This window comes from Burkholderia sp. 22PA0106 (genome assembly GCF_047497155.1).
Taxonomy (GTDB): domain Bacteria; phylum Pseudomonadota; class Gammaproteobacteria; order Burkholderiales; family Burkholderiaceae; genus Burkholderia.
Window position 1 is genome coordinate 2,352,122 of record NZ_CP163163.1, and the last position, 24,420, is coordinate 2,376,541.

The following is a 24,420-nucleotide window of genomic DNA, read 5'->3' on the forward strand; positions in this document are numbered from 1 at the left end:
CAGCGAGGAAAGCATCGCTTCAGATGAAAAAAGGTTTTTACTCCATCATGGCCGCGCAGTTTTTCTCGTCGCTGGCCGACAGTGCGCTTCTCATCGCCGCCATCGCCCTGCTGAAAGATCTGCATGCGCCGAACTGGATGATTCCGCTGCTCAAGCTGTTTTTCGTCCTGTCGTACGTGGTTCTGGCCGCCTTCGTCGGCGCGTTCGCCGACTCACGGCCGAAGGGCCGCGTGATGTTCATCACGAATTCGATCAAGGTGGTCGGTTGCCTGATCATGCTGGTCGGCGCACATCCGTTGATCGCCTATGGCATCGTCGGCTTCGGCGCGGCCGCCTATTCGCCCGCCAAATACGGCATCCTGACCGAACTGCTGCCGCCTGACCGGCTGGTTGCGGCCAATGGCTGGATCGAGGGCACCACGGTCGGTTCGATCATTCTCGGCACGGTGCTCGGCGGCGCGCTGATCAACCCGCATATCGCCGCGCACGTGATCGCCTACACGCCGGCCGCGGTCAATACGCCGGCCGAAGCCGCGATGCTCGTGATCATGGCGATCTACGTGGTGGCCGCGCTGTTCAATCTGCGCATTCCCGATACCGGCGCGCGCTACCCGAAGCAGCAGCAAAGCGTGATCCGCCTGGTGACCGATTTCGCCGAATGCTTCAACGTGCTCTGGCACGACAAGCTCGGCCAGATCTCGCTGGCCGTCACCACCCTGTTCTGGGGCGCCGGCGCCACGCTGCAATTCATCGTGCTGAAGTGGGCCGAGGTGTCGCTCGGCATGTCGCTGTCCGAAGGCGCGATCCTGCAGGCGGTGGTGGCGCTCGGCGTGGCCGGCGGCGCCATGGCCGCTGCCAGCAAGATCCCGCTCAAGAAATCGCTGAAGGTGCTGCCGGTCGGCATCGTGATGGGCCTGGCCGTCATGATGATGGCGTTCTACACGCGCGATCTGCTGCCGCATCACTGGGTGCTGCATTTCGGCAGCATCCGGATTCCCGGCTATCTGATGATCGCCTACCTGTTCCTGATGATAGTGGGCGCGCTGTCCGGCTTCTTCGTGGTGCCGATGAACGCGCTGCTGCAGCATCGCGGCCACGTGTTGCTGTCGGCCGGCCATTCGATCGCGGTGCAGAACTTCAACGAGAACCTGTCGGTGCTCGTGATGCTGTGCCTCTACGCGATGCTGGTCTGGCTCGATGTGCCGGTCGGCGTCGTGATCGTGCTGTTCGGCACCTTCGTGTGCCTGACCATGTGGCTCGTGATGCGTCGCCATATCGCCAATCAGCGGCAGTTCGATTCGGTCGCGCTGATCGGCGAACCACGCCACTGAGCCACCGCTGTTCACCCGGCGCGGCGCCGCTCGCCGCGCCGTCCGATCCTGCTTCCTGCAGCCGGCCTGCCCGGCCGGCACCCCAGCGATGACCCGCTCGCCCATCCCGAACGCCCTGACCATCGCCGGCTCCGATTCCGGCGGCGGGGCAGGCATCCAGGCCGATCTCAAGGCCTTTTCCGCACTCGGCGCCTACGGCGCGAGCGTCATCACCGCGCTGACCGCGCAGAACACGCGCGGCGTTACCGCCGTGCATGCGCCCGACGCCGGTTTCGTGACGGCCCAGCTCGACGCCGTGTTCGACGACATCCGCATCGACACCGTCAAGATCGGCATGCTGGCCAATGCCGATATCGTCCGCGCGGTGGCCCAGGCGTTGCAACGCCATGCGCCGCCGTTCGTCGTGCTCGACACCGTGATGATCTCGAAAAGCCGCCATGCGCTGCTCGCGCCCGAAGCCGTGGCCGCGCTGCGCGATACGCTGCTGCCGCTCGCCGACCTGGCCACGCCGAACCTGCCCGAAGCCGCCGCGCTGCTCGGCTGCGCAGAAGCCACCGACGAAGCGCAGATGATCGAGCAAGGCCGCGCGCTCGTCGCCCGCGGCGCGACGGCCGTGCTGATGAAGGGCGGCCACCTGCCCGACGCGGCCCGCAGCCCCGACTGGCTGATTCGCGCCGGCGACGAGCAACGCATCGACGGCGCGCGGATTCCGGTCGCGCATACGCACGGCACCGGCTGCACGCTGTCGGCCGCGATCGCGGCGCTGCGCCCGCAACGCGACGATCTGACCGGCGCGGTGGTCGACGCCAAGCACTATCTGGCCGGCGCGATCGCCGCGAGCACGCAACTGAGCGTGGGCCACGGCGTCGGGCCGGTTCATCATTTCCATCGTTGGTGGTAAGCGGGCAAGCCGGTAAGCGAGCGGGCGCCCGGCCGGAACCTCAGCGCGCGACCTGCGCGAATGCGCCGGCGCGTTGCGGCCAGTCGTCGTCGACGATGAAGCCGCGACGCGTCTCGTGCCAGACACCATGTTCGCCCGGCACCAGCGCCGCAACGAGCGACGGCGCGGCGCGCGCCGCCACGGCGTCGAACAGCGCGGACGCCTCGACCGGCGCCAACGGATCACCGGCTTCGAGGCGCCGTGGCGCGAGCCACGCGAGACGCGGCAACACCACCCAGCGCGTCGCCACCGGTTCGCGCGCCGCCAGCGCCGGCCAATCGCCGCGCGTGGCCCAGAAGCCGCGCGGGTGCGCCGCGTCGAGTTCGGCCGGCGACGCCGGTGCGCTGCCGTCGAGCGCGACGCCGTCATCGCGATAAAACAGCCAGCCCTTGACGAACATGCGCGCCGCCCACGGCCCGGGCTGCCCCGCGAACGCGAACTCCTCGCGCGCGCTGAGCGGCAATTGATGCTCGACGAGACGCCGGAACTTGAGATCGAAACGGTCCGCCAGATTCGGGCCGACATAGTCGCGCAACGCGGCCTCGCCCACCGTGGCGGCACACAGATAGCACTTCACCGCCAGCTCCCAATGCAGCCGTTCGCCGTCGGGCGCGACCAGCAGGAAATCGCATTCGCCGAGCGTGCGGCCGCTGACGCGCACCGGCAGGTTCGCGGCCACCAGCGTCCAGGCGGGGCCATGCGCGGCAAAGAACGCCAGCAGCGTTTCGGCGTAACGGCCGAGGCGGGTCGGCTGCGCGGCTTCGACGGCCTGCCGCAGCGGCGCCGGCTCGGCATCGAGGGCGGCAAGCCACGCCAGCACGCGCGCGGCCTCGGCATCGCCCTGCCACGGCCGGGCCAGCGGCGCGGCGGCCGAGTCCGTCAGCAGGTCGGCACTGGCCAGCAGCCACGCGAGATCGCGCACCGCCACATCGCGCAGCCCCACCCACGGTGCGGACCGCGCGGCCTCCGTCATGCGTCGCCCGGGTGGCCGTCTTGCGCGGCGCTGCCGGCCTGGCCCGCGTCGCGATAGGTATCGCGCGCGAGGCACAAGTCGGCCCAGGATTTGGCCTTGTCCGGCAGGCTGCGCAGCAGGTAGGCCGGATGGTAGGACACGATCACCGGCACGCCTTCGTACCGATGCACGCGCCCGCGCATCGAGGCGATGCTGGCGTCGGATTTCAACAGGGTTTGCGCGGCGAAGCGGCCCAGCGCGACGATCAGCTTCGGCTTGACCAGCGCCACCTGCCGTTGCAGATACGGCTCGCAGCGCGCCACTTCGTCCGGCTCGGGATTGCGGTTGCCGGGCGGCCGGCACTTGATCACGTTGGCGATATAGACGTTCTCGCCACGCTTGAGCGACACCGCGTGCAGCATGCTGTCGAGCAGCTTGCCGGCCTGGCCGACGAACGGCTCGCCCTGCTTGTCCTCGTTCTCGCCGGGCGCTTCGCCGATCAGCATCCAGTCGGCCTCGCGATCGCCCACGCCGAACACCGTCTGCGTGCGCTTCTCGCAGAGACGGCAGCTCTCGCAGGCCGATACGCGCGATTCGAGTTCGTCCCAGCCGAGATCGGCGACCGATGCACGCGCGGCGGACGGACGGACTGGCTCGGCCGGTTCGAAGCCATGCGGCGGCAGATCGGTAGCGGGGGCGAGATCGAACCAGGCGGAATCGTCGGGTGCGGGCTCGGCCCCTGCTTCGGGCATGGCAGGCTGGGCGCGGCGTGGTTCCGGTTCGGCCTGGCGCGGTGCAGGTTCGGCATCGCGGCGCGACGTGGCGGGCATCGGTGCGCGATCCTGCGGCGCTTGCGCCCTGTCGCCCTGCGGGACATCGCCATCGCGCGCGGCCGGCAGCGGCTCCCGGCGTGGCGTGGCTTCGCGCGAGGCCGGCTGCACTGCGGCGACGCGCGCGTCGGCAACCACCGCCGCATCCGCGGCAACCGCCGTGTCGCCGCCGTTTTCCGCCCCGTCCACGCGACGCACCCAGCGCGGCCCGAGGCCCATTTCGTCGAGCGCCGAATCAAGCCAGGTCATGCGCGCCTCCTTGCGAGCCAAATGACAGCCGCATCACGATCGCATCCTCGCGCGTGCGGTGCCGGGCCGGGTAATAGTTCTTGCGGCGGCCGATCGTCTCGAAGCCGAAGCGTTCGTAGAGCCGGATCGCTCGCGGGTTGCTGGGTCGCACTTCGAGCAACACGCTGTCGAGCCGCTCGGCGCGCGCGATCCGCACCGCGTCGCGCAGCAGCGCCAGCCCGCAGCCGCCATGTTGCGCGGCGGGCGCCACGCACAGATTGAGCAGATGCATCTCGTCGACCACCGGCATCAACACGCAATAGCCGATCAGCGTGCCGGTCACGTGCCGCATGCAGACGCCGAAATAGCCGTTGCGCAGCGAATCCTCGAAATTGCCGCGCGACCACGGGAATTCGTAGGCCGCCTGCTCGATCACGACCACTTCGTCGAGATCGGCATCGGTCATCGGCGCGAGATAACGATCGGTCATCAGCACGCCGCTCATCGCTTCGCCTCCTGCGCCGCGCGCGCGGCGAGCCGTTCGGCCGTGGTTTGGGCGACCTTGTTGCGCACGTATTCGGGCGCGGCCTGATCGGCCGGCACCGCGCGGCCGGCGCGGAACGCGCGCAGCGCGACCTGCGCGACCGGCACCGCGTGCGGCAACGCCGCGCCATCCACCCGCGCCGCGCGCGTGGCGGCCGACAGCCGCTCGCCGAACGCCGCGGCGGCGTTGCCGGCCAGCGTGAACGGCGCGTCGGGCATGACGAGCGCATCGGGCGCGTCGAGCGAGGCCGGCTGCAGCGTGCGCCAGTCGCCGGCGGCGGCATCCCAGGCGTAATCAGCCCAGTAGGCTTCGTCCATGCGCGCGTCGAGCGCGGCCAGCACGCGCACGGGGGGCGCTTGGCCGGCGGCAAGCGCGTTGAGCCGCGCGTGTTCGGCGCAGGCCAGCAGCGTGCCGACCGGCACCACCGGCAGATCGCGGCCGAACGCGAGCCCCTGCGCCACGCCGGTGGCGGTGCGCAGGCCCGTGAACGAACCCGGCCCGGCGCCGAACGCGATCGCGGCGCAATCGGCCAGCGTGAAGCCGGCCTCGTCGAGCAATTCGCGCACGGCCGGCAGCACGCGCGTGCTGGAGACGGCGCCCGTTTCGTCGTGACGGAACCAGATGCGGGGGGCGGAAGAAGCGCTCGCGTCGGCGGGCGCGGCGATCAGGGCGACCGAGCAGAATTCGGTCGAGGTATCGATGGCGAGGAGCACTGTTTGCGTCATGGCCGACATTGTAATGCGGCGCCCCGCCGGTTCGGGCGTTTCCGGACAGCCGGCCGCACACGCGCCTCGCACCGGTTTGGAAGGAACGCTCGACCCGCCGCGCGGCGCCGCTTGCTACCATCTGCCGACCTGAAAACCCACGGAGACACCGCATGAGCGACATCACCGCCCAGTTCAAGCAAGCCCAGGACGACGTCCAGCAACTGACCGAGCGCCCCGGCAACATGACGCTGCTGCGCCTCTACGCGCTCTACAAGCAAGGCAGCGAAGGCGACGTGCACGGCGACAAGCCGGGCTTCACCGATATCGTCGGCAAATACAAGTACGACGCCTGGGCCGCGCTCAAGGGCACCGCGCAGGAACAGGCCCAGCAGCAGTACGTCCAGCTCGTCGAAGACCTGAAGAACGGCACCGCCTCGTAAGCCGCCGCGGTACGACGCCGCTGATGTGCGACATAAGTGGCGTCAAACGTAAGCAAACGTGTCGAACCGGCGCGCAACGCGCCGGCATTTCACAAAAACGCCATCCAGCAGTGGCGCGCCGCAGCAAATCCCGCTATACTCGCCTCCGCATCACGCACTGGCCGGCCATGTGCTCCCACCGCCTGATGCCTCGTACGTTTCGCTCCAATCCAGTTTAGAACCTGTCCCCTCCTGCCTCTCTGGGCCCCTGCGGCCATCAAAGTATCAGGCTGGCGGCGTGTTCGGCGATGTCCGGTTTCCGGGCTCCGCCGTGTGCCGCACCCGAAACAGCTTCTTGACGCCCCCGTGAGTGAGTCTGCGTTCTCCGAACGCGGACGTCCGTCACGTTCCCGATTTGCTCGATGCACTTGTCGACTTGGGCATGCACGATTGGCGCCGACGTTTAACCTACCGTGTTTCAAGGATTGATATGACTTCGAGCCAACCCCAAAGCCCCCTCACCGCGATTGCAGACGAAGCACTCGGCGTGACGACCCCCGACGCGCCGGCGCCCGTCGAGGCAGCCGCGCAACCGGTGATCGACGGCCCGACCTTCGAATCGCTCGGGCTGTCGCCGGAGATCGTTTCCGCACTGCAGGCCGCCGGCTATGTGAAGCCGACGCCCGTTCAGGAGCGTGCGATCCCCGCCGGCATCGCTGGCCGCGACTTGCTGGTGTCCAGCCCGACCGGTTCGGGCAAGACCGCCGCGTTCATGCTGCCCGCCATCGAGCGCTTCGCCCAAGTGCAGAAGACGCAGGCGCAACAGCCGCGTGAGCCGCAATCGGCCGACCGCCGCCAGCGTCGCCCGCAGCCGGTCGCAAAGCCGCAACTGCTGGTCCTCACGCCCACCCGTGAACTCGCGATGCAGGTCACCACGGCCGCCGCGAACTACGGCAAGCACCTGCGCCGCCTGCGCACCGTCAGCATTCTCGGCGGCGTGGCCTACGGCCAGCAGCTGATGCTGCTCGCCAAGAACCCGGAAATCCTCGTCGCGACGCCGGGCCGTCTGCTCGACCACCTCGAGCGCGGCCGTATCGATCTGTCGGATCTGAAGATCCTGGTGCTCGACGAAGCCGACCGCATGCTCGACATGGGCTTCATCGACGACATCGAAACGATCGTCGCGGCCACGCCGGCTTCGCGTCAGACGATGCTGTTCTCGGCCACGCTCGACGGCAAGATCGGTTCGCTGACGGGCCGCCTGCTGAAGGATCCGGAACGCATCGAAATCGTCCAGAAGCTCGAAGCGCGCACCAACATCGCCCAGACCGTCCACTACGTCGACGACCGCGATCACAAGGATCGTCTGCTCGATCACCTGCTGCGCCACGAGTCGCTCGACCAGGCGATCATCTTCACGGCCACCAAGATCGACGCCGACAACCTGGCCGGCCGTCTGGCCGACGCCGGTTTCGAATCGGCCGCCCTGCACGGCGACCTGCCGCAAGGCGCACGCAACCGCACGATCCGCGCCCTGCGCGAGCGCCGTGTGCGCGTGCTGGTCGCCACCGACGTGGCCGCGCGCGGGATCGACATCCCGGGCATCACGCACGTGTTCAACTACGACCTGCCGAAGTTCGCCGAAGACTACGTTCACCGTATCGGTCGTACCGGCCGTGCCGGCCGCACCGGCACCGCGGTGAGCCTGGTGCACCACGCCGAGCAAGGCGCGCTCAAGCGCATCGAGCGCTTCGTGCGTTCGCCGCTGCCGGTCAACGTCGTCGAAGGCTTCGAGCCGCGCAAGGCGCCCCCGCGCAATGGCGCGCCGAGCGGCGGCCGTGGCCGTCCGGGCAACGGCAATGGTGGCCGCCGCTTCGGCAGCGGCGCCGGCAAGCCGGCCGGCAGCCGTGAAGGCGGCTACGCTGGCGGCAACCGCGAAGGCGGTCGCAGCTATGGCAGCGGCAACGGTGGCGGCAATGGCGGCGGCTGGAGCGGCAAGTCGGCCGGCGGCAACCGTGAAGGCGGCTTCGGCGGCGGCAATCGCGAAGGCGGTTACGGTGGCGGCAACCGTCGCAGCGACGGCCCGCGCGGCCCGCGTCGCGGCACGGCCTGAGCGAATGCACGGGTGAACGAGCGGCCCTGAACGGCCCTCGCCTCGCCCGTCTCGCGGCTCGCGAATGAACAACCGGTGCTTCGGCACCGGTTTTTTTTCGCCCGCGCTCGAAATTTCACGATGCGGAAAATTTTTTTGCCTCGTAAAAAATCATGTTGCGTGGCACAAGGACGCGATTGCGAGATGGGAAAAGGCATTCCTCATTGCGAAACGAATCACACAAGCAATTGATTCATAACGATTAAATAATTTAGAGAGACGCATCCAAGCCGCTATCACCGCGCCCGCCGCTTCCCTAGACTCTTCTACAAGAGTTCACGAAACGCGGCGCCCGGTTCTCCACCCCGCCCGCCGACGTGACCCCGGATTCGATACTCATCCCGATTCACCCTCATTCAAGGAGTCGATCATGTCGCGTCAACAACAGGCGAAGGAACTGCAACAGAAGTGGGAAACCGATCCGCGCTGGAAGGGCATCAAGCGCGCCTATACGGCTGAAGACGTGATCCGCCTGCGCGGTTCGATCGAAGTCGAGCACACGCTGGCCAAGCGCGGCGCCGAAAAGCTCTGGAGCCTCGTCAACGACGAGCCGTTCGTCAACGCGCTCGGCGCGCTGACCGGCAACCAGGCCATGCAGCAGGTGAAGGCCGGCCTCAAGGCGATCTATCTGTCGGGCTGGCAAGTGGCGGGCGACGCGAACGTGGCCGGCGAGATGTACCCGGATCAGTCGCTGTACCCGGCCAACTCGGTGCCGCTGGTCGTCAAGCGCATCAACAACACGCTGACACGCGCCGACCAGATCCAGTGGTCGGAAGGCAAGAACCCGGGCGACGAAGGCTATGTCGACTACTTCGCGCCGATCGTGGCCGATGCCGAAGCCGGTTTCGGCGGCGTGCTCAACGCGTTCGAGCTGATGAAGGCGATGATCGAATCGGGCGCCTCGGGCGTGCACTTCGAGGATCAACTGGCCTCGGTCAAGAAGTGCGGCCACATGGGCGGCAAGGTGCTGGTGCCGACCCGCGAGAACGTCGCGAAGCTGACCGCCGCGCGCCTGGCCGCCGACGTGATGGGCACGCCGACCGTGCTGATCGCCCGCACCGACGCCGAAGCGGCCGACCTGATCACCTCCGACGTCGACGACAACGACAAGCCGTTCCTGACCGGCGAGCGCACCGTGGAAGGCTTCTACCGCACCAAGCCGGGCATCGAGCAGGCCATCTCGCGCGGCCTCGCCTATGCGCCGTACGCCGACCTGGTGTGGTGTGAAACCGGCAAGCCGGATCTCGAGTACGCGAAGAAGTTCGCCGAGGCGATCCACAAGCAGTTCCCGGGCAAGATGCTGTCGTACAACTGCTCGCCGTCGTTCAACTGGAAGAAGAACCTCGACGACGCGACGATCGCGAAGTTCCAGAAGGAACTCGGCGCGATGGGCTACAAGTTCCAGTTCATCACGCTGGCCGGCTTCCACTCGCTGAACTATTCGATGTTCAACCTCGCGCACGGCTACGCCCGTTCGCAGATGAGCGCGTTCGTCGAGTTGCAGCAGGCCGAGTTCGCTGCCGCCGACAAGGGCTTCACGGCGGTCAAGCATCAACGCGAAGTGGGCACCGGCTACTTCGACGCGGTCACGCAGACGGTCGAGCGCGACGCTTCGACCACGGCGCTGCATGGCTCGACCGAGGACGAACAGTTCTTCGACAGCAAGAAGGTCGCCTGAACGGCTGACCGGCAAGGAACCCGCTGGCACGGGTCAGGCGCATCCCCGATGCGCCGTTTCAGGGAGCGACAACAACAAGCCAGGACAAGCCGGGCGCGCGATGCACGCGTCCGGCAACGGAGACGCCCGACACGGGCCAATCCAGTTTCAAGATCGTTACGACCCGCGCGCCGGCTTCGGCGCGCGGTTTTTCCGTTTACGCCGCCGCAGCCATGCGACCGCGCCTGCCGACCCTCGCCGTCAGCCCCAGTATCCGGGCCGTTCGTAGGTGTGCTTGAGGAAATCGAGAAACAGGCGCACGCGCAGCGGCAGATGGCGGCGCTGCGGAAACACCGCGTGGATGCCGATCGGCGGCGCGGCGAACGCGTCGAGCACGCTGACCAGCCGGCCCGCCGCGATATCCGCGCCGACCTCCCACCACGAGCGCCACGCCAGCCCCTGCCCGGCCAGACACCATTCGTGCAGCACCGCGCCGTCCGAGCATTCCATCGTGCCATTCACGCGAATCGACACGGTCCGCTCGTCCTGTTGGAACACCCAGCCGCGCTGCTGGTTGGCGTTGGCGGCCAGCGCCAGACAGTGATGGCGCGCCAGATCGTCGAGCGTGGCCGGCGTGCCGGCCCGCGCCAGGTAGCCGGGCGAGGCCACGCACACGCGCCGGTTCTCGCCGAGCTTCAGCGACACCAGCGACGAATCGGGCAGCTCGCCGAGCCGCACCGCGCAATCGAAGCCCTCGTTGACGAGATCGACCACCCGATCCGACAGATCGAGCGTGATCGTCACGTCGGGGTGCGCGCCCGTGAACGCCGGGATCAGCGGCGCGACGTGCCGGCGCCCGAAGCCGGCCGGCCCCGACACGCGCAGATGGCCGCTCGCCTTCACGCCGCCGGCCGACACGCTGGCCTCCGCGTTCTGCATGTCGTGCACGATGCGCTGGCAATCCTCGAGGAAGGCCGAGCCCTCGAACGTCAGCGTGAGCTTGCGCGTCGTGCGCACCAGCAGCTTGACGCCCAGCCGCTCCTCCAGCGCATCGAGCCGGCGGCCGATGATGGCCGGCGCAACCCCCTCGGCGTTGGCGGCGGCCGACAGGCTGCCCTTCGCGGCAACGGAGATGAAAGTCTCGATCTGCTTGAAACGGTCCATGAGGAAAAACGGAAGCGGAAAGGAAGCGCGGAACGTCGCGCCCGCGATGACCGCCAGACTAGGTTGGTAAAAGTAAAAGATCAAGTGATCGTTAGCCGCCTTTTGAGCCGCTCGCATCACGAATAGAATCGGCTTCCGACCTCTCACCGGAGCGCATGGCCATGTCGCCCATCGCGGCCCCCTTCCCCAAAGCCATCCTGTTCGACGCCTACGGCACGCTGTTCGACGTGCACGCCGTGGTGGCCGCAGCCGAGCAATTGTTCCCGGGGCGCGGCGAGGCGCTCTCGCAGCTCTGGCGGCGCAAGCAGATCGAGTACACGCAGTTGCGCACGCTGTCGGCGCCGGACGGCGCGCGCTACCGCCCGTTCTGGGACATCACACTCGATGCGCTGCGCCATGCCGCGCGCTCGCTGGGCCTCGCGCTCGGCGCATCGGCCGAGAAGCGCCTGATGGACGAATACGCCTGCCTGTCCACCTATCCCGACACGGTGCCCGTGCTGCGCCGCCTGCGCGCACTGCCCGGCGCGCCGCGGCTGGCGATCCTGTCGAACGGCGACACGCGCATGCTCGACATCGCCGTGAAAAGCGCCGGCATGGCGGGCCTGTTCGATCGCGTGCTGTCGGTGGAAGCCGTACGCGCCTACAAGCCGGCCGCGGCCGCCTACCGGCTCGGCACCCGCGCATTCGACGCCGAGCCGCATGAAATCGCGTTCGTCTCGTCGAACGGCTGGGATGCCGCCGGTGCGGGCTGGTTCGGCTACACCACGTTCTGGCTCAATCGCAGCGGCGCGCCGGGCGAGGAACTCGGCATCGCGCCGGCCGCCACCGGCGCCGGCATGGACGACCTGCTCGCCTTCGTGACCGGCCTCGCCGCCTGAAGGCCACGCGCATCGCGCGGCAGCGCTCTTACAATGGCGGTCCGCCTTCGTTGCCCGACCGCATTCGATGAACCCGTCCGACGCCTCGATCACGATCGACATCCCGCCCGAATTCGCGCCCACGCCCGAGCACCCGTTGCGCGTGCGGCCCCGGCCGATGCCGGCCGCCACGCGCATCCCGCAGCACACGCACGCCTGGGCGCAGCTCGCCTACGCACCGCGCGGCGTGCTGCGCGTGACGACGGCCGGCACCACCTGGATGGTCCCGCCGTCGCGCGCAATCTGGACGCCGCCGCACGTCGCGCACGAGATCGTGGTGGTCGAGGACGCGTTCCTGCGCACGCTCTATATCGACGAATCCGCGATTCCCGACGGCCTCGCCGATTGCCGCGTGGTGGAAGTGTCGGGGCTGCTGCGCGAGTTGATCGTCGCGCTCGATGCGCGCGACCTGCCGCAGGCGCGTGAACGGATGCTGACCGCGCTGATCCTCGACGAACTGACACGCAGCGAGCCGTTGCCGCTTGCCGTGCCGATGCCGACCGAAAAACGGCTGCGCGCGCTATGCGAGGCCGTGCTCGCGCATCCGGCGCAGGCCGAATCGCTCGACTACTGGGCCGCCCACGTGGGCGCGAGCACGCGCACCATCGCGCGGCTGTTCCGTCAGGAGTTGGGGGTAAGTTTCACGCAATGGCAGCAGCAGGCGCTGCTCGCACGGGCGATCCCGCTGCTGAACCAGGGGCGGCCGATGTCGCACGTCGCGCAGGAGCTGGGCTATCAAAGCCAGAGCGCGTTCTCGGCGATGTTCCGGCGCGCGTTCGGAAAAAGCCCGCGCGCCTTCATGCTCGGCGACGCGGGCGCGCCGCCGCCCGATCCTGAAGATCCCGCCGCACAGGCCGAACTGGCCGCGCGCGACGATACGGACTGAGCACGCTCACGACGGCATCGGGATTGTCCTCGCCGCGCGTTCAGTTCACGCGCCGCACCATGTGACGAATCGAACCGAGTTGCGCGAGCCGTGGCCCCGCGAGCCGATAGCCCATGCGCAGATAGAGTTTGGCGGCCGGGTTGTCCACGAACACGCGCAATTGCGTTTCGCGCAGCCCGCGCGCCTGCGCCCAGCGATGCGCCGTGTCGAGCAGATAGCTGCCCGCGCCGAAGCCGCGATGCCCTGCGCTGATCTGCACGTCGCGGATATGCAGCGAATCGCCCTCCTCGGTCAGCCGCATCATGCCGACGCGTGCGCCGTCGCGCTCCAGAATGAAGTTCTCCGATTCGCACCAGCTCAGATAGAACAGATCGGCGCGCCACTGCAAACCGTGGCGGCGGTAGTAATCGCCCATGTTGGCGTGCGTGAGCATTTCGGCGAATTCGAAATCCGCCGGCTCGGCCGGGCGAAGCTGAAACAGCAGTCTGACGTCGATGGGATCGAACATGGCATCGTGAAATATCCCGGATCCCCGCCACGATAACCTAGCGCGCCGCCGATGCAATGCCGGATTGCCCCGATTTGCAGCGGCGCGCGAAATTCGGCGACAGAGCCGGCTTGCCCGAACGGCGTACCAAAGCAAAAAGCCCGTTCAGGACATCCTGAACGGGCTTTGCATTCTGGCGGAGCGGACGGGACTCGAACCCGCGACCCCCGGCGTGACAGGCCGGTATTCTAACCAACTGAACTACCGCTCCAGCTTTTCACTACCACCAGCAGGCGTTGGTCGCTCCTGCCGGCACATCGATCGAATCAATCTCGAACGACGCCTGTGTTTGGCGTCCCCTAGGGGATTCGAACCCCTGTACTCACCGTGAAAGGGTGATGTCCTAGGCCTCTAGACGAAGGGGACTGCGTACTGCTTCTATTGCCGCGTTGTTGGTGGAGGTAAGCGGGATCGAACCGCTGACCTCTTGCATGCCATGCAAGCGCTCTCCCAGCTGAGCTATACCCCCATGCACCGCGACAGCACTACTACCTGCTCATTTACAACAAAGCCCGTTCAACGAACAGCCGAACGGGCTTGACGTATCTGGCGGAGCGGACGGGACTCGAACCCGCGACCCCCGGCGTGACAGGCCGGTATTCTAACCAACTGAACTACCGCTCCAGCTTTTCACTACCACCAGCAGGCGTTGGTCGCTCCTGCCGCCACATCGATCGAATCAATCTCGAACGACGCCTGTGTTTGGCGTCCCCTAGGGGATTCGAACCCCTGTACTCACCGTGAAAGGGTGATGTCCTAGGCCTCTAGACGAAGGGGACTGCGTACTGCTTCGACTGCTTGCACCTTTAACGATAAAGCCCGTTCATCGAAACAGCCGAACGGGCTTTGCGTGTTGGTGGCGGAGCGGACGGGACTCGAACCCGCGACCCCCGGCGTGACAGGCCGGTATTCTAACCAACTGAACTACCGCTCCACACTATGCTTCCCGACTGACCGGCGCATTCTGCTGCCGGCCCATCAACATCGCGCCAACCGGGCACGACGCTTTAACTGGCGTCCCCTAGGGGATTCGAACCCCTGTACTCACCGTGAAAGGGTGATGTCCTAGGCCTCTAGACGAAGGGGACAAAATCTTTGCAGATTTGTCTTGCTGCTGGTTTTTGCTGTTTTGCGCATTCAGCAAAGACCGAGATTCTTACTGATTTTCAGCGTTTTGTGAAGGATTTTTTTCAACCCGTTCACGACAAGCGCTTTAACCAAGATACTGCATAAAACACTGTTCTGTTGGTGGAGGTAAGCGGGATCGAACCGCTGACCTCTTGCATGCCATGCAAGCGCTCTCCCAGCTGAGCTATACCCCCTTGCAGAACAGAAACGAGATTATAGAGAGCGACTTGGGGTTTGTAAATACCCTTTTTATCGGGATCACAAAATTTCCACCCCGCGTTCAGCCCGGAAACCGCCCGCCTCAAGCGCAGGCGACGGCCTCCGAAACCGCCCTCACCTCACGCCGCGAGACGCGACACGACGGCATCGCGATCGAGCAGCGCCAGCACCGCATCGATCGACGGCGTGTGCGTGGTGCCGACCACCAGCAAGCGCACCGGCATCGCGAGTTGCGGCATCTTCAGGCCGTGCGCGGCCAGCGCGCCTTTCAGCGCCGCGGCGATGCCTTCCTTGGTCCACTCGGCCGTTTTCAGCGCGGTGGCGAGATCGGCCAGCGCGGGCTTCACGGCGTCGGTCACGCGCTGCGCGAGCTCTTCCGCATCGGGCGCCGGCACGCGGTAGAACATCGCGGCGCCCTCGACGATTTCCTTGATGGTCGAGGCGCGATCCTTCATCAGGCCGATCACGGCCGGCAACGCCGCGCCGTTCTCGAGCGTGGCCTCGTCGATGCCGAGCGCCGCGAAGAACGGCTTGGCCAGCTCGGCCAGGCGCGCGTTGTCCGCTTCCTTGATGTAGTGGTTGTTGAGCCAGTCGAGCTTGGCCTGGTCGTACTGCGCCGGCGACTTGCCGAGGTGCGCGAGGTCGAACCACGACACGAACTGTTCGCGCGAGAAGATTTCCGCGTCGCCGTGCGACCAGCCGAGGCGCGCCAGGTAGTTGAGCACCGCTTCCGGCAGATAGCCTGCGTCGCGGTAGCCCATCACGCTCATCGCGCCGTGCCGCTTGCTCATCTTTTCGCCCTGCTCGTTCAGCACGGTGGGCAAGTGGGCGTAGACCGGCTCCTGGCCGCCGAGTGCGCGCAGGATATTGATCTGGCGCGGGGTGTTGTTGACGTGATCGTCACCGCGAATCACGTGCGTGATCTGCATGTCGAGATCGTCGACGACAACACAGAAGTTGTAGGTCGGCGTGCCGTCGGGGCGCGCGATCACGAGGTCGTCGAGTTCCTCGTTCGAGATTTCGATCGTACCCTTCACCGCGTCGTCCCACACCACCGAGCCGGTCAGCGGGTTGCGGAAACGCAGCACCGGCTGCACGCCGGCCGGCGGCTCGGGCAGCACCTTGCCCGGCTCCGGGCGCCAGGTGCCGTCGTAGCGCGGCTTTTCGCCGGCCTCGCGCTGGCGTTCGCGCAGCGCGTCCAGTTCCTCGCTCGACATGTAGCACGGATAGACGAGCCCCTTTTCGACCATCTGCGCGAGCACCTCGCGGTAACGATCCATGCGCTGCATCTGGTAGAACGGGCCTTCGTCGAAATCGAGGTCGAGCCACTTCATGCCTTCGAGGATCGCGTCCACCGAGGCTTCCGACGAACGCTCGACATCGGTGTCCTCGACGCGCAGCACGAACACGCCCTGCGTGCTGCGGGCGAATGCCCACGGATAGAGCGCGGAGCGGATGTTGCCGAGGTGGATGAAGCCGGTCGGGCTGGGCGCGAAACGGGTACGGACAGGACGGGTCATGGGCGGAAACTCGATGGCCGCTTGCGCGGCTCGGATGACAAGGCTCGGATGACAAACGACGCGGCCACGGCGCACGGTGCGCGCCATGCGCGCGGGCGCAGCCGGAGCCGGAACGAAATAAAAACGATCCGGAATTATACCCGCCGCGCGCCGGCTTCGAAGGGCTGGCGGACTGGGCCGAACGGCCAGGCCGAACCGGCGCGCGCAGCCGCCCTCGCCCTTCGCCGGTTCCCGCCCGCGCCCTGCCGCTTGATTTATGATGTGCGCGCCGCGGCGGGTCCGCCGCGCGCGAGGTCCGCCCGGGCGCCGTCAAGGCGCAGCCGCCTCGCCGTGTGTCCGCCTGCCCGCGCCTTGCCTGCGCCACCGTTCTAGCCGGAGAATCCGCCGATGTCGTCGTCCCCTCGCCTGTCCCGCCGCCAGTTCTCGCTGGCCGCGATGTCCGCCTCGCTGACCGCCTGCACCTCGTTCGGCGGCAAGTCCGACAACGGCAACACCCCGCCGCCGGCCGCCGCGACGCAGCGCCGCCCGCTCAAGGTGGCCGTCGCGCTCGGCGGCGGCGCGGCGCGCGGCTTCGCGCACATCGGCGTGCTCAAGGGCCTGGAAGCGCACAGCATTCCGATCGACATGGTGGCCGGCACCAGCGCCGGCTCGGTGGTGGGCGCGCTCTATGCGTCGGGCATGAACGCCTTCGACATCAACAAGCTGGCGCTGACGATGGACGAAGCCTCGATCAGCGACTGGGCGCTGCCGTGGCGCTCGCGCGGCCTGCTGATGGGCGTGGCGCTGCAAAACTACATCAACAAAACGCTGAACAACCGGCCGATCGAGAAGATGGCCAAGCCGCTCGGCATCGTCGCGACCGACCTGCAAAGCGGCCAGCCGATCCTGTTCCAGCGCGGCAATGCCGGCCTGGCGGTGCGCGCCTCGAGCAGCGTGCCTTCAGTGTTCGAGCCGGTGAAGATCGGCTCGCGCGAATACGTGGACGGCGGCCTCGTCAGCCCGGTGCCGGCCTCGTTCGCGCACAAGATGGGCGCCGATTTCGTGATCGCGGTCGACATCTCGGCCCGCCCCGAAGGCGCGGCCACCAACAACCCGATCGAGTTGCTGCTGCAGACCTTCACGATCATGGGCCAGACCATCAAGGCCTACGAACTCGACAAATACGCCGACATGGTGATCCGCCCGAACCTGGCCGCGATGAGCGCCAGCGATTTCACGCAGCGCAACGCCGCGATCCTGGCCGGCGAGGAAGCGGCCGCGAAGATCATGCCCGAGTTGAAGAGCAAGCTGGCCGCCGCTCAAGCGCGCGCGACGGCTTGAGCACGCCAAAGCACAAAACCCCGGGCTCCTTGCGGAGGCCGGGGGTGATTCGGAACCGATCCTGAACTCGGAACGACTGGCCGGGACGATCGGGAGGTCGACTGAAAACCTCCCGCGCGACCCTGCGCCTTATTGGTTGCCCGTGTTGAAATCCGAGCCGCTGACGCCGAGCGTCGCGCTCACGCGCTGACGCAGGTCGTCGGGCTTGCCGTCGAATTGCGATTCGATCCGGCGCGCGCCGTCGAAACGCTTCACCCAGTAGCTGTTTTCCATGTCGTCGACACGGATCGTGCTGCCGGTGGACGGCGAATGCACGAACTTGTTGTCGCCGATATAGATGCCGACGTGCGAGGCCGCACGGCGCATCGTGTTGAAGAACACGAGATCGCCCGGCTTCAGTTCGCTGACGCGAACCTTTTCGCCGACGCGGCTCATTTCCTCGGCGCGGCGCGGCAGCGACATGCCGAGCGTGTCCTGGAACACGTAACGCACGAAGCCGCTGCAATCGAGGCCCGAATCCGGCGAATTGCCGCCCCAGCGGTAACGCACGCCGATCATGTTCAGCGCGCCGACCACCACGTCGCCGGCCTTGCCGGCCATGCCGGACAGGAACGACTTCGCGCTGCTCGTGCTCGACGAGGCGGCAGCTTGCGTGGCGGGGGTATTTTGGGAGGCGGAAGACGAACCCGACGGGTTCGTGAGCGTGACATCCTGGCTTAAACGGACAGTATCGTCGGCGAACGCGCCGGAAGATGCCGAAACCAGAACGCCGACGACTAGCCCAGCGACGGCGCGCTTGCAGGCTTGAGTAAGAGATCGATGCTGCATCAGTCGGTAATTTTGTGCTTAAAAATCAGCTGATTGGCGGAAATTTCGGTCGATACTAGCTAGACGGTATTTGTTTGTCAAAACGAATTGAAAAAATCAATCACAATCTGCACATCATTGGGGCAACCCAGTCAAATCAACGGCTTCCAACAGCTTTCGCGTATAAGCATGTGACGGTTTCGTGAAGATTTTTCCGACTTCGCCGGTTTCGACGATCACGCCGTCCTGCATCACCGCCACGCGGTGCGCCATCGCCCCGATCACCTCGAGGTCGTGGCTGATGAAAACGTAGCCGAGGTTGTATTTCTGCTGGAGGCCGGCCAGCAGCTTCAGCACCTGCTGCTGGATCGACACGTCGAGCGCGCTGGTGGGCTCGTCGAGCACCAGCACGCGCGGCTCCAGCACCAGCGCGCGGGCGATCGCGATGCGCTGGCGCTGGCCCCCCGAGAATTCGTGCGGATAGCGGTGCAGCAGCGTGCGGTCGAGGCCCACCTCGCGCAGCACGGCCACCACGCGGTCGCGCCGCGCCGCCTCGGACAGCTCGGGGCGATGCAGCGCCAGGCCCTCGCCGACGATGCGCTCGATCGTGTGACGCGGCGACAGCGAGCCGAACGGGTCCTGAAATACCACCTGCATGCGCGCGCGCAACCGGCGGGCGTCGGTGCCGCGCCAATCGGCCAGCGGCCGGCCGTCGAACTCGATCGCGCCGCCCGCGATCGGCTGCAGGCCGAGCAGCGCCATCGCCAGCGTCGATTTGCCGGAACCCGACTCGCCGACCACCCCGAGCGTCTCGCCCTGCCGCACCGACACGCTCACGCCGTCGACCGCCGTGAAGCTGCCGCTGCGAAACCAGCCGCCGATGCCGGGCAGCTTCTGCCGGTAGCGCACCGTCACGGCCTGCGCGTCGAGCACCACCGGCGCGATCGGCAGCACCGGCGCCACCGTGCGCCGCGGCCGGCTGTTCAGCAGCTTGCGCGTGTACGGATGCTCCGGGTCGGCGAAAATCCGCTCGACCTCGCCCTGCTCGACCAGCCTGCCCTTTTCCATCACCGCCACGCGCTGCGCGAAGCGCCGCACCAGGTTCAGGTCGTGCGTGATCAGCAGGATCGCCATGCCGCGCGTCAGTTCGGCGTCGCGTTGCAGGTCGAGCAGCAGCTCGACGATCTGCGCGCGGATCGTCACGTCGAGCGCGGTGGTGGGCTCGTCGGCCAGCAGCAGGCGCGGCCGGCAGGCCAGCGCCATCGCGATCATCGCGCGCTGGCGCTGGCCGCCCGACAACTGATGCGGATAGCTGTCGACGCGGCGTTCCGGCTCGGCGATGCCGGTGCGCCCGAGCAGCGCGATCGCGCGGGCGCGCGCCTCGCGCTTCGACACGCCGTCGTGCAGCACGATGGTTTCCATGATCTGGTCGCCCACCGTGTAGAGCGGATTGAGCGCCGTCATCGGCTCCTGGAAGATCATCGCGATCTCCGAGCCGCGCAGGCCGCGCATCGCGCGTTCGCCGGCCGTGGCCAGATCGCGCCCGTCGAAACGGATGCGGCCCGTCACCTCGGCGTCGCGCAGCAGCCGCAGGATCGCCAGCGCCGTCACGCTCTTGCCCGAACCCGATTCGCCGACCAGCGCGACGCGCTCGCCGCGGCCGATCGCGAGCGACACGCCATCGACGGCGGCCGTCTCGCCGAAGCTCACGCGCAGGTCGTCGATCGACAGCAGCGGCTCGGCGGCGGGCGCTTGAACCTGCCCCTGCATGGGCGCCGGCGTCATCGCGCACCTCCCGCCGCACGCGAGGTGTCGGCGATCCGCGAATCAAGCGCATTGCGCAGCGCATCGCCCATGAAGGTCAGCAGCAGCAGCGTCAGCACCAGCACCACGAACGTGGCGAGCGAGATCCACCAGGCATCGAGGTTGGCCTTGCCCTGCGCCAGCAGCTCGCCGAGGCTCGGGGTGGGCGGCGGCACGCCGAGGCCGAGAAAGTCGAGGCTGGTCAGCGCGATGATCGAGCCGCTCATGCGGAACGGCAGGAACGTGATGACCGGCGTGAGGCTGTTCGGCAGCACGTGCCGCCAGACGATCTGCCAGTTCGACAGGCCCATCGCGCGCGCCGCGCGCACGTAATCCTGGGTGCGGTTGCGCAGGAATTCGGCACGCACGTAGTCGGACAGCCCGATCCAGCCGAACACCGACGCCAGCACGATCAGCAGCAGGAAGCTCGGCTCGAAGATCGACGCGAAGATGAACAGCAGGTACAGCTCGGGCATGGCCCCCCAGATCTCGATCAGGCGCTGGCCGACGATGTCGATGCGCCCGCCGTAGAAGCCCTGCACCGCGCCGGCCGCGATGCCGAGCAAGGTGCCGATCAGCGTGACCACCAGCCCGAATTCGACCGACACGCGAAACCCGTACACCAGCCGCGCGAGCAGGTCGCGGCCCTGCGCATCGGTGCCGAGCCAGTTGTCGCGCGACGGCGGCGCCGGGTTCGGCAGCGCCGAGAAGTAGTTCAGCGTGGTGTACGAATAGCGGTTCGGCGGATAGATCACGAAGTTGCCGGGCGCGTCGAGCTTGCGGCTCACGTACGGATCGAGATAATCGGCCGGCGTCGGGAAATCGCCGCCGAAGGTGGTTTCGGCGTAATCCTTGACGATCGGGAAGTAGTAATGCCCGTCGTAGCGCACCACCAGCGGCCGGTCGTTCGACCAAAGCGGCGCGGCGAGGCTGGCGGCGAACGCCACCACGAAGATCACGAGGCTCCAGTAGCCGAGGCGCTGGCTGCGGAAACGCCGCCAGACACGGCGGGCGGGCGACGGCGAGACGCGCGCGCGCGCCGCGTCGATCCGGGGGGAGACGGCGGCTCGGCTCACGTCATGACTCCAGTCGGTCGAATTGGATGCGCGGGTCGACCCACACATAGCAGAGGTCGGAAATCAGCTTGGTCACGAGGCCGATCAGCGTGAACACGTACAGCGTGCCGAGCACCACCGGGTAATCGCGGCGGATCATCGATTCGTAGGACAGCAGGCCGAGCCCGTCGAGCGAGAACAGCGTCTCGATCAGCAGGCTGCCCGAGAAGAACGCGCCGACGAACGCCGCCGGAAAGCCCACGATCAGCGGCACCAGCGCGTTGCGGAACACGTGCTTCCACAGCACGCGCCGCTCGCCGAGGCCCTTGGCGCGCGCGGTCAGCACGTACTGCTTGCGGATCTCGTCGAGGAACGCGTTCTTGGTCAGCATCGTGATGGTGGCGAAGCTGCCCACCACCGAGGCCGCGATCGGCAGCACCAAGTGCCAGAGGTAATCGAGGATCTTGCCGCCCACGCTCAGTTGCGCGAAGTTGTCCGAGGTCAGGCCGCGCAGCGGGAACCACTGCCAGAACGAGCCGCCCGCGAACAGCACCAGCAGCAGCACGCCGAGCACGAAACCCGGAATCGCGAAGCCGGTCAGCACCACGAGGCTCGACGCCACGTCGAACGGCGTGCCGTTGCGCACGGCCTTGGCGATGCCGAGCGGCACCGAGATCAGGTAACTGAGCAGAAACGTCCACAGGCCGATGCTGATCGACACCGGCAGCTTCGACACCACCAGCGACGCCACGCTCTGATGGTGGAAATAGCTCTGGCCGAGATCGAAATGCGCGAAGCGTTCGAGCATCAGGCCGTAGCGTTCGAGCGGCGGCTTGTCGAAGCCGTACAGCACCTTCAGTTGCGCGAGCTGCTGCGGATCGACGCCCGAGTAGCCGCGCAGGCCGAACGGCGCATGGCCCTGCTCCGCGCCCTTGCGCAGCTCCTGCGCCGCCTGTTCGACCGGGCCGCCCGGCACGAACTGGATCACCGCGAACGTGATGGTCAGCACGCCGAGCAAGGTCGGAATCATCAGCAGCAGGCGTTTGAGGATGTAGCTCCACATAGGCGAGATCGGGCGCGGTTGACTCAGGGTTGGCGGGACGACGGCCACGCGGGCCGCCCAGGGAACGAGACAACGACGGGGCAAGGCAAAGCGGTCGCGGCCATCGCTCAGTCGCCGGACGGCTGGCCGTGGGCGGGCGTGGCCCACCACATCGACGCGATCCAGTCTTCGGCGGAATAGTACAGCGGCAAGCTCGCCGGATAGGCCAGCGTGCGCTTGTAGGCAATCCGATGCACGGTGCTGTACCACTGCGGGATCGCGTAATAGCCGTGCATCAGCACGCGGTCGAGCGCGTGGGTGGCGTCGAGCAGTTGCGGGCGTGTCTGCGCCTGCACGAGCGAGCCGAGGATCGCGTCGACGCCCGGCGATTTCAACCCGATCATGTTGTCCGAGCCGGGCTGATCGGCATAGCGGCTCGCGAAGCGCGCGACCTGCTCGCTGCCCGGCACCTGCACGCCGGGGTAGCGCACGGTGGTCATGTCGTAGTCGAACGCGTCGAGCCGTTTTTGCAGCAGCGCGAAATCGGCCGCGCGGAAGCTCGCCTCGATGCCGAGCTTGGCGAGATTGCGCTGATAGGCGGTGACCACCGGCGCCATCGCACTGCCCGAATCGTCGAGGATCTCGAAGCGGAACGGCTCGCCCTTCGCGTTGCGCAGCGCGCCGTCGCGGTAGGTCCAGCCGGCGTCGGCCAGCAGCGCGCGGGCCTTCAGCAGATTGGCGCGCAGCGAGCCGGGCGCAGCGGTGGACGGCTGCTCGGGCATCGGCCCGAACACGGCCGGATCGAGCTGCTTGCGCAGCGGTTCGAGAATCGCCAGTTCGCCCTCGCCCGGCGTGCCGGTGGCCTGCAGTTCGGTATCGGCGAAATAGCTGTTCAGGCGCGTGTAGCCGCCGAAGAACAGTTGCCGGTTCAGCCATTCGAAATCGAACGCGAGGTCGAGCGCCTCGCGCACGCGCACGTCCTGGAACAGCGGCCGGCGCAGGTTCATGAAGAAGCCCTGCATGCCCGCGCCGTTATGCTGGCGGAATTCGCGCTTGACCAGCTCGCCGCTGTCGAAGCGCTTGCCGATGTCGCGCCGCACCCAGTTGCGCGCGATGTATTCCACCATCGCGTCGTATTCGCCGGCCTTGAACGCTTCGAGGCGCGCGACGCCGTCGCCGTACAGCTTGTAGACGATGTGCGCGAAGTTGTTGGTGCCCACCCGCACCGGCAGGCCGGCGCCCCAGTAGTTCGGATCGCGCCGGTAGTCGATGGTGCGGCCGCTGTCGTAGTGGTCGATCAGATAGGGGCCGCTGCCGATCGGCGTCTCGAACGCGAGCTGGTCGAACGCCACCTGCGAGCCATCCGGCTTGCTCCCCCACTTGCGAGAGAACACCGGAATCGCGCCGGCGATCAGCGGCAACTCGCGGTTCGCGCGCTTGAACTCGAAGCGGACCGTGGCCGCGTCCACCGCCACCGCCTGCGAAATATCGGAGAAATAGGCCGCGTATTGCGGGGCGGCCTTCGGGCTTTTCAGCGTGTCGAACGAATACTTCACGTCGGCGGCCGTGACCCGATCGCCGTTCGAGAAGCGCGCGCGCGGGTTGATGTGGAACGTCACCGACATCCGGTCCGGCGCGATCGCGATGTCGTCGGCCAGCAGGCCGTAGGCGCTGGCCGGTTCGTCGGCGCTGCCGGTAGTCAGGCTCTCGAACAGCATGCCGATGCCCGGCGCCGGGTTGCCGCGCAGCGTGAACGGGTTGAACTTGTCGAAGGTCGTGAGCCGGCTCGGATTCGCGAGCACCAGCGTGCCGCCTTTCGGCGCATCGGGGTTCACGTAGTCGAAGTGCTTGAAGCCGGCCGGATATTTCGGCTCGCCGTATTGCGCGATCGCGTAGACGGCATACGCGGGCTGCGCGGCGCAGGCGGCCAGCGCGAGCAGCCAGGCCGCACGGCGCGGGGCAACACGGCGGGCAGCCTGGCCCGTCACGGCATCGGCATCGGCCCCGGCCGACCGGGCCATCGCGGCGCGGGCTTTGGCGACATCGAACAGCGTGGCAAGCGCCACGGCGGCAGGTGCGACACGGCGGGACGCGGCGGTCCGGAACGACGAAATCGGCATGAGGCGGAATCGCTCGTGGATCGGTGGCTGTGTCGCGCATTCTACCGAGTCCGTTCCGGCGAGGGGGCGCATTCGCGCGCGCAGCGCGGCCGCCCGGCGCGCGCCCAAAGAAAAACCGCCCGGCATGCGGGC

At 67.3% G+C, this 24,420-nt stretch carries 20 protein-coding genes and 8 tRNA genes; 8 read left to right on the top strand and 20 right to left on the bottom strand.

The genetic code is table 11. The features are described 5' to 3' along the window. The first annotated feature begins 23 nt into the window (after positions 1 to 23). Together lplT and thiD are read left to right on the top strand one after the other, a co-directional pair. Positions 24 to 1,331, top strand: a complete 1,308-nt coding sequence (gene lplT, locus AB4850_RS25200) for a lysophospholipid transporter LplT (protein ID WP_414442209.1) — start codon at positions 24 to 26, stop codon at positions 1,329 to 1,331. An 88-nt stretch (positions 1,332 to 1,419) separates the two neighbouring features. Continuing rightward, positions 1,420 to 2,232, top strand: coding sequence for a bifunctional hydroxymethylpyrimidine kinase/phosphomethylpyrimidine kinase (thiD, locus tag AB4850_RS25205; RefSeq protein WP_414442210.1), 813 nt, complete (start codon positions 1,420 to 1,422; stop codon positions 2,230 to 2,232). A 40-nt stretch (positions 2,233 to 2,272) separates the two neighbouring features. Here the strand turns inward: thiD and AB4850_RS25210 are convergent, their stop codons facing one another. Genes AB4850_RS25210 through tsaB form a run of 4 tightly spaced genes read right to left on the bottom strand, consistent with a single transcriptional unit; the run spans position 2,273 to position 5,559 of the window. Beyond that, positions 2,273 to 3,244 carry a DUF1853 family protein gene (locus AB4850_RS25210; protein ID WP_414442211.1) on the bottom strand — a complete coding sequence of 324 codons (972 nt, stop codon included), beginning with the start codon at positions 3,242 to 3,244 and terminating at the stop codon, positions 2,273 to 2,275. Further along, positions 3,241 to 4,302: a uracil-DNA glycosylase family protein gene (locus AB4850_RS25215; RefSeq protein WP_414442212.1), complete on the bottom strand. Its 1,062-nt coding sequence runs from the start codon at positions 4,300 to 4,302 to the stop codon at positions 3,241 to 3,243. Before AB4850_RS25215 ends, AB4850_RS25210 begins: the two co-directional genes overlap by 4 nt. Further along, positions 4,289 to 4,786 carry a ribosomal protein S18-alanine N-acetyltransferase gene (gene rimI, locus AB4850_RS25220; RefSeq protein WP_414442213.1) on the bottom strand — a complete coding sequence of 166 codons (498 nt, stop codon included), beginning with the start codon at positions 4,784 to 4,786 and terminating at the stop codon, positions 4,289 to 4,291. The genes AB4850_RS25215 and rimI overlap by 14 nt, the downstream gene beginning before the upstream one ends. Beyond that, a complete protein-coding gene (gene tsaB, locus AB4850_RS25225) occupies positions 4,783 to 5,559 on the bottom strand; it encodes a tRNA (adenosine(37)-N6)-threonylcarbamoyltransferase complex dimerization subunit type 1 TsaB (protein ID WP_414442214.1) in 777 nt (258 codons plus the stop codon). Before tsaB ends, rimI begins: the two co-directional genes overlap by 4 nt. 143 nt (positions 5,560 to 5,702) lie before the next feature. On the opposite strand from tsaB, the gene AB4850_RS25230 reads away from it, so the two are divergent. The 3 genes from AB4850_RS25230 (at position 5,703) to aceA (ending at position 9,781) form a co-directional block, all read left to right on the top strand. Continuing rightward, positions 5,703 to 5,972 (top strand): acyl-CoA-binding protein, encoded by a 270-nt coding sequence (locus AB4850_RS25230; RefSeq protein ID WP_414442215.1) that lies wholly within the window; start codon positions 5,703 to 5,705, stop codon positions 5,970 to 5,972. 469 nt (positions 5,973 to 6,441) lie between these two features. Next, the gene (locus AB4850_RS25235; RefSeq protein WP_414442216.1) at positions 6,442 to 8,064 is read left to right on the top strand and encodes a DEAD/DEAH box helicase; all 1,623 of its coding nucleotides are present in this window, start codon (positions 6,442 to 6,444) and stop codon (positions 8,062 to 8,064) included. 409 nt (positions 8,065 to 8,473) lie between these two features. Then, entirely contained in the window at positions 8,474 to 9,781 is a 1,308-nt protein-coding gene (gene aceA / locus AB4850_RS25240; protein WP_414442217.1) for an isocitrate lyase, read from the top strand. Positions 9,782 to 10,021: 240 nt separating this feature from the next. On the opposite strand, the gene AB4850_RS25245 is transcribed toward aceA, so the two are convergent. Continuing rightward, a complete protein-coding gene (locus AB4850_RS25245; RefSeq protein WP_414442218.1) occupies positions 10,022 to 10,924 on the bottom strand; it encodes a LysR family transcriptional regulator in 903 nt (300 codons plus the stop codon). Positions 10,925 to 11,085: 161 nt separating this feature from the next. Here AB4850_RS25245 and AB4850_RS25250 point away from each other — a divergent pair, with 161 nt between their 5' ends. Beyond that, positions 11,086 to 11,802 carry a haloacid dehalogenase type II gene (locus AB4850_RS25250; protein WP_414442219.1) on the top strand — a complete coding sequence of 239 codons (717 nt, stop codon included), beginning with the start codon at positions 11,086 to 11,088 and terminating at the stop codon, positions 11,800 to 11,802. 67 nt (positions 11,803 to 11,869) lie between these two features. Next, entirely contained in the window at positions 11,870 to 12,727 is an 858-nt protein-coding gene (locus AB4850_RS25255; protein ID WP_414442220.1) for an AraC family transcriptional regulator, read from the top strand. 40 nt (positions 12,728 to 12,767) lie between these two features. Here AB4850_RS25255 and AB4850_RS25260 read toward each other — a convergent pair whose 3' ends face one another. The 10 genes from AB4850_RS25260 to gltX form a co-directional block, all read right to left on the bottom strand. Then, positions 12,768 to 13,235: a GNAT family N-acetyltransferase gene (locus AB4850_RS25260; RefSeq protein WP_414442221.1), complete on the bottom strand. Its 468-nt coding sequence runs from the start codon at positions 13,233 to 13,235 to the stop codon at positions 12,768 to 12,770. A gap of 173 nt (positions 13,236 to 13,408) precedes the next feature. Beyond that, positions 13,409 to 13,485, bottom strand: a tRNA-Asp gene (locus AB4850_RS25265). A 79-nt stretch (positions 13,486 to 13,564) separates the two neighbouring features. Continuing rightward, positions 13,565 to 13,640 (bottom strand) — tRNA-Glu (locus tag AB4850_RS25270). A 27-nt stretch (positions 13,641 to 13,667) separates the two neighbouring features. Beyond that, positions 13,668 to 13,743 (bottom strand) — tRNA-Ala (locus AB4850_RS25275). A 78-nt stretch (positions 13,744 to 13,821) separates the two neighbouring features. After that, positions 13,822 to 13,898: transfer RNA gene (locus AB4850_RS25280), tRNA-Asp, on the bottom strand. 79 nt (positions 13,899 to 13,977) lie between these two features. Next, a tRNA-Glu gene (locus AB4850_RS25285) sits at positions 13,978 to 14,053 on the bottom strand. Positions 14,054 to 14,131: 78 nt separating this feature from the next. Beyond that, positions 14,132 to 14,208, bottom strand: a tRNA-Asp gene (locus tag AB4850_RS25290). 78 nt (positions 14,209 to 14,286) lie between these two features. Then, positions 14,287 to 14,362: transfer RNA gene (locus AB4850_RS25295), tRNA-Glu, on the bottom strand. Between the two features lie 158 nt (positions 14,363 to 14,520). Beyond that, positions 14,521 to 14,596, bottom strand: a tRNA-Ala gene (locus tag AB4850_RS25300). Between the two features lie 144 nt (positions 14,597 to 14,740). After that, a complete protein-coding gene (gene gltX / locus AB4850_RS25305; RefSeq protein WP_414442222.1) occupies positions 14,741 to 16,141 on the bottom strand; it encodes a glutamate--tRNA ligase in 1,401 nt (466 codons plus the stop codon). Between the two features lie 387 nt (positions 16,142 to 16,528). On the opposite strand from gltX, the gene AB4850_RS25310 reads away from it, so the two are divergent. Next, on the top strand, positions 16,529 to 17,461 hold the full coding sequence (locus tag AB4850_RS25310; protein ID WP_414442223.1) for a patatin-like phospholipase family protein: 933 nt from the start codon (positions 16,529 to 16,531) through the stop codon (positions 17,459 to 17,461). A gap of 129 nt (positions 17,462 to 17,590) precedes the next feature. On the opposite strand, the gene AB4850_RS25315 is transcribed toward AB4850_RS25310, so the two are convergent. The 5 genes from AB4850_RS25315 to AB4850_RS25335 form a co-directional block, all read right to left on the bottom strand. Continuing rightward, on the bottom strand, positions 17,591 to 18,289 hold the full coding sequence (locus tag AB4850_RS25315; protein WP_414442224.1) for a C40 family peptidase: 699 nt from the start codon (positions 18,287 to 18,289) through the stop codon (positions 17,591 to 17,593). A gap of 114 nt (positions 18,290 to 18,403) precedes the next feature. Beyond that, positions 18,404 to 20,038, bottom strand: a complete 1,635-nt coding sequence (locus AB4850_RS25320; RefSeq protein WP_414445607.1) for an ABC transporter ATP-binding protein — start codon at positions 20,036 to 20,038, stop codon at positions 18,404 to 18,406. Positions 20,039 to 20,049: 11 nt separating this feature from the next. Continuing rightward, on the bottom strand, positions 20,050 to 21,147 hold the full coding sequence (locus tag AB4850_RS25325; RefSeq protein ID WP_414442225.1) for an ABC transporter permease: 1,098 nt from the start codon (positions 21,145 to 21,147) through the stop codon (positions 20,050 to 20,052). 1 nt (position 21,148) lies between these two features. Further along, positions 21,149 to 22,189: a microcin C ABC transporter permease YejB gene (locus tag AB4850_RS25330; protein ID WP_414442226.1), complete on the bottom strand. Its 1,041-nt coding sequence runs from the start codon at positions 22,187 to 22,189 to the stop codon at positions 21,149 to 21,151. A gap of 107 nt (positions 22,190 to 22,296) precedes the next feature. Next, a complete protein-coding gene (locus AB4850_RS25335; protein WP_414442227.1) occupies positions 22,297 to 24,288 on the bottom strand; it encodes an extracellular solute-binding protein in 1,992 nt (663 codons plus the stop codon). Positions 24,289 to 24,420 lie beyond the last annotated feature (132 nt).

Coding starts and splice junctions, on each gene's coding strand:
- lplT (WP_414442209.1), top strand. CDS start 24: ATGAAAAAAGGTTTTTACTCCATCATGGCCGCGCAGTTTTTCTCGTCG.
- thiD (WP_414442210.1), top strand. CDS start 1,420: ATGACCCGCTCGCCCATCCCGAACGCCCTGACCATCGCCGGCTCCGAT.
- AB4850_RS25210 (WP_414442211.1), bottom strand. CDS start 3,244: ATGACGGAGGCCGCGCGGTCCGCACCGTGGGTGGGGCTGCGCGATGTG.
- AB4850_RS25215 (WP_414442212.1), bottom strand. CDS start 4,302: ATGACCTGGCTTGATTCGGCGCTCGACGAAATGGGCCTCGGGCCGCGC.
- rimI (WP_414442213.1), bottom strand. CDS start 4,786: ATGAGCGGCGTGCTGATGACCGATCGTTATCTCGCGCCGATGACCGAT.
- tsaB (WP_414442214.1), bottom strand. CDS start 5,559: ATGTCGGCCATGACGCAAACAGTGCTCCTCGCCATCGATACCTCGACC.
- AB4850_RS25230 (WP_414442215.1), top strand. CDS start 5,703: ATGAGCGACATCACCGCCCAGTTCAAGCAAGCCCAGGACGACGTCCAG.
- AB4850_RS25235 (WP_414442216.1), top strand. CDS start 6,442: ATGACTTCGAGCCAACCCCAAAGCCCCCTCACCGCGATTGCAGACGAA.
- aceA (WP_414442217.1), top strand. CDS start 8,474: ATGTCGCGTCAACAACAGGCGAAGGAACTGCAACAGAAGTGGGAAACC.
- AB4850_RS25245 (WP_414442218.1), bottom strand. CDS start 10,924: ATGGACCGTTTCAAGCAGATCGAGACTTTCATCTCCGTTGCCGCGAAG.
- AB4850_RS25250 (WP_414442219.1), top strand. CDS start 11,086: ATGTCGCCCATCGCGGCCCCCTTCCCCAAAGCCATCCTGTTCGACGCC.
- AB4850_RS25255 (WP_414442220.1), top strand. CDS start 11,870: ATGAACCCGTCCGACGCCTCGATCACGATCGACATCCCGCCCGAATTC.
- AB4850_RS25260 (WP_414442221.1), bottom strand. CDS start 13,235: ATGTTCGATCCCATCGACGTCAGACTGCTGTTTCAGCTTCGCCCGGCC.
- gltX (WP_414442222.1), bottom strand. CDS start 16,141: ATGACCCGTCCTGTCCGTACCCGTTTCGCGCCCAGCCCGACCGGCTTC.
- AB4850_RS25310 (WP_414442223.1), top strand. CDS start 16,529: ATGTCGTCGTCCCCTCGCCTGTCCCGCCGCCAGTTCTCGCTGGCCGCG.
- AB4850_RS25315 (WP_414442224.1), bottom strand. CDS start 18,289: ATGCAGCATCGATCTCTTACTCAAGCCTGCAAGCGCGCCGTCGCTGGG.
- AB4850_RS25320 (WP_414445607.1), bottom strand. CDS start 20,038: ATGCAGGGGCAGGTTCAAGCGCCCGCCGCCGAGCCGCTGCTGTCGATC.
- AB4850_RS25330 (WP_414442226.1), bottom strand. CDS start 22,189: ATGTGGAGCTACATCCTCAAACGCCTGCTGCTGATGATTCCGACCTTG.
- AB4850_RS25335 (WP_414442227.1), bottom strand. CDS start 24,288: ATGCCGATTTCGTCGTTCCGGACCGCCGCGTCCCGCCGTGTCGCACCT.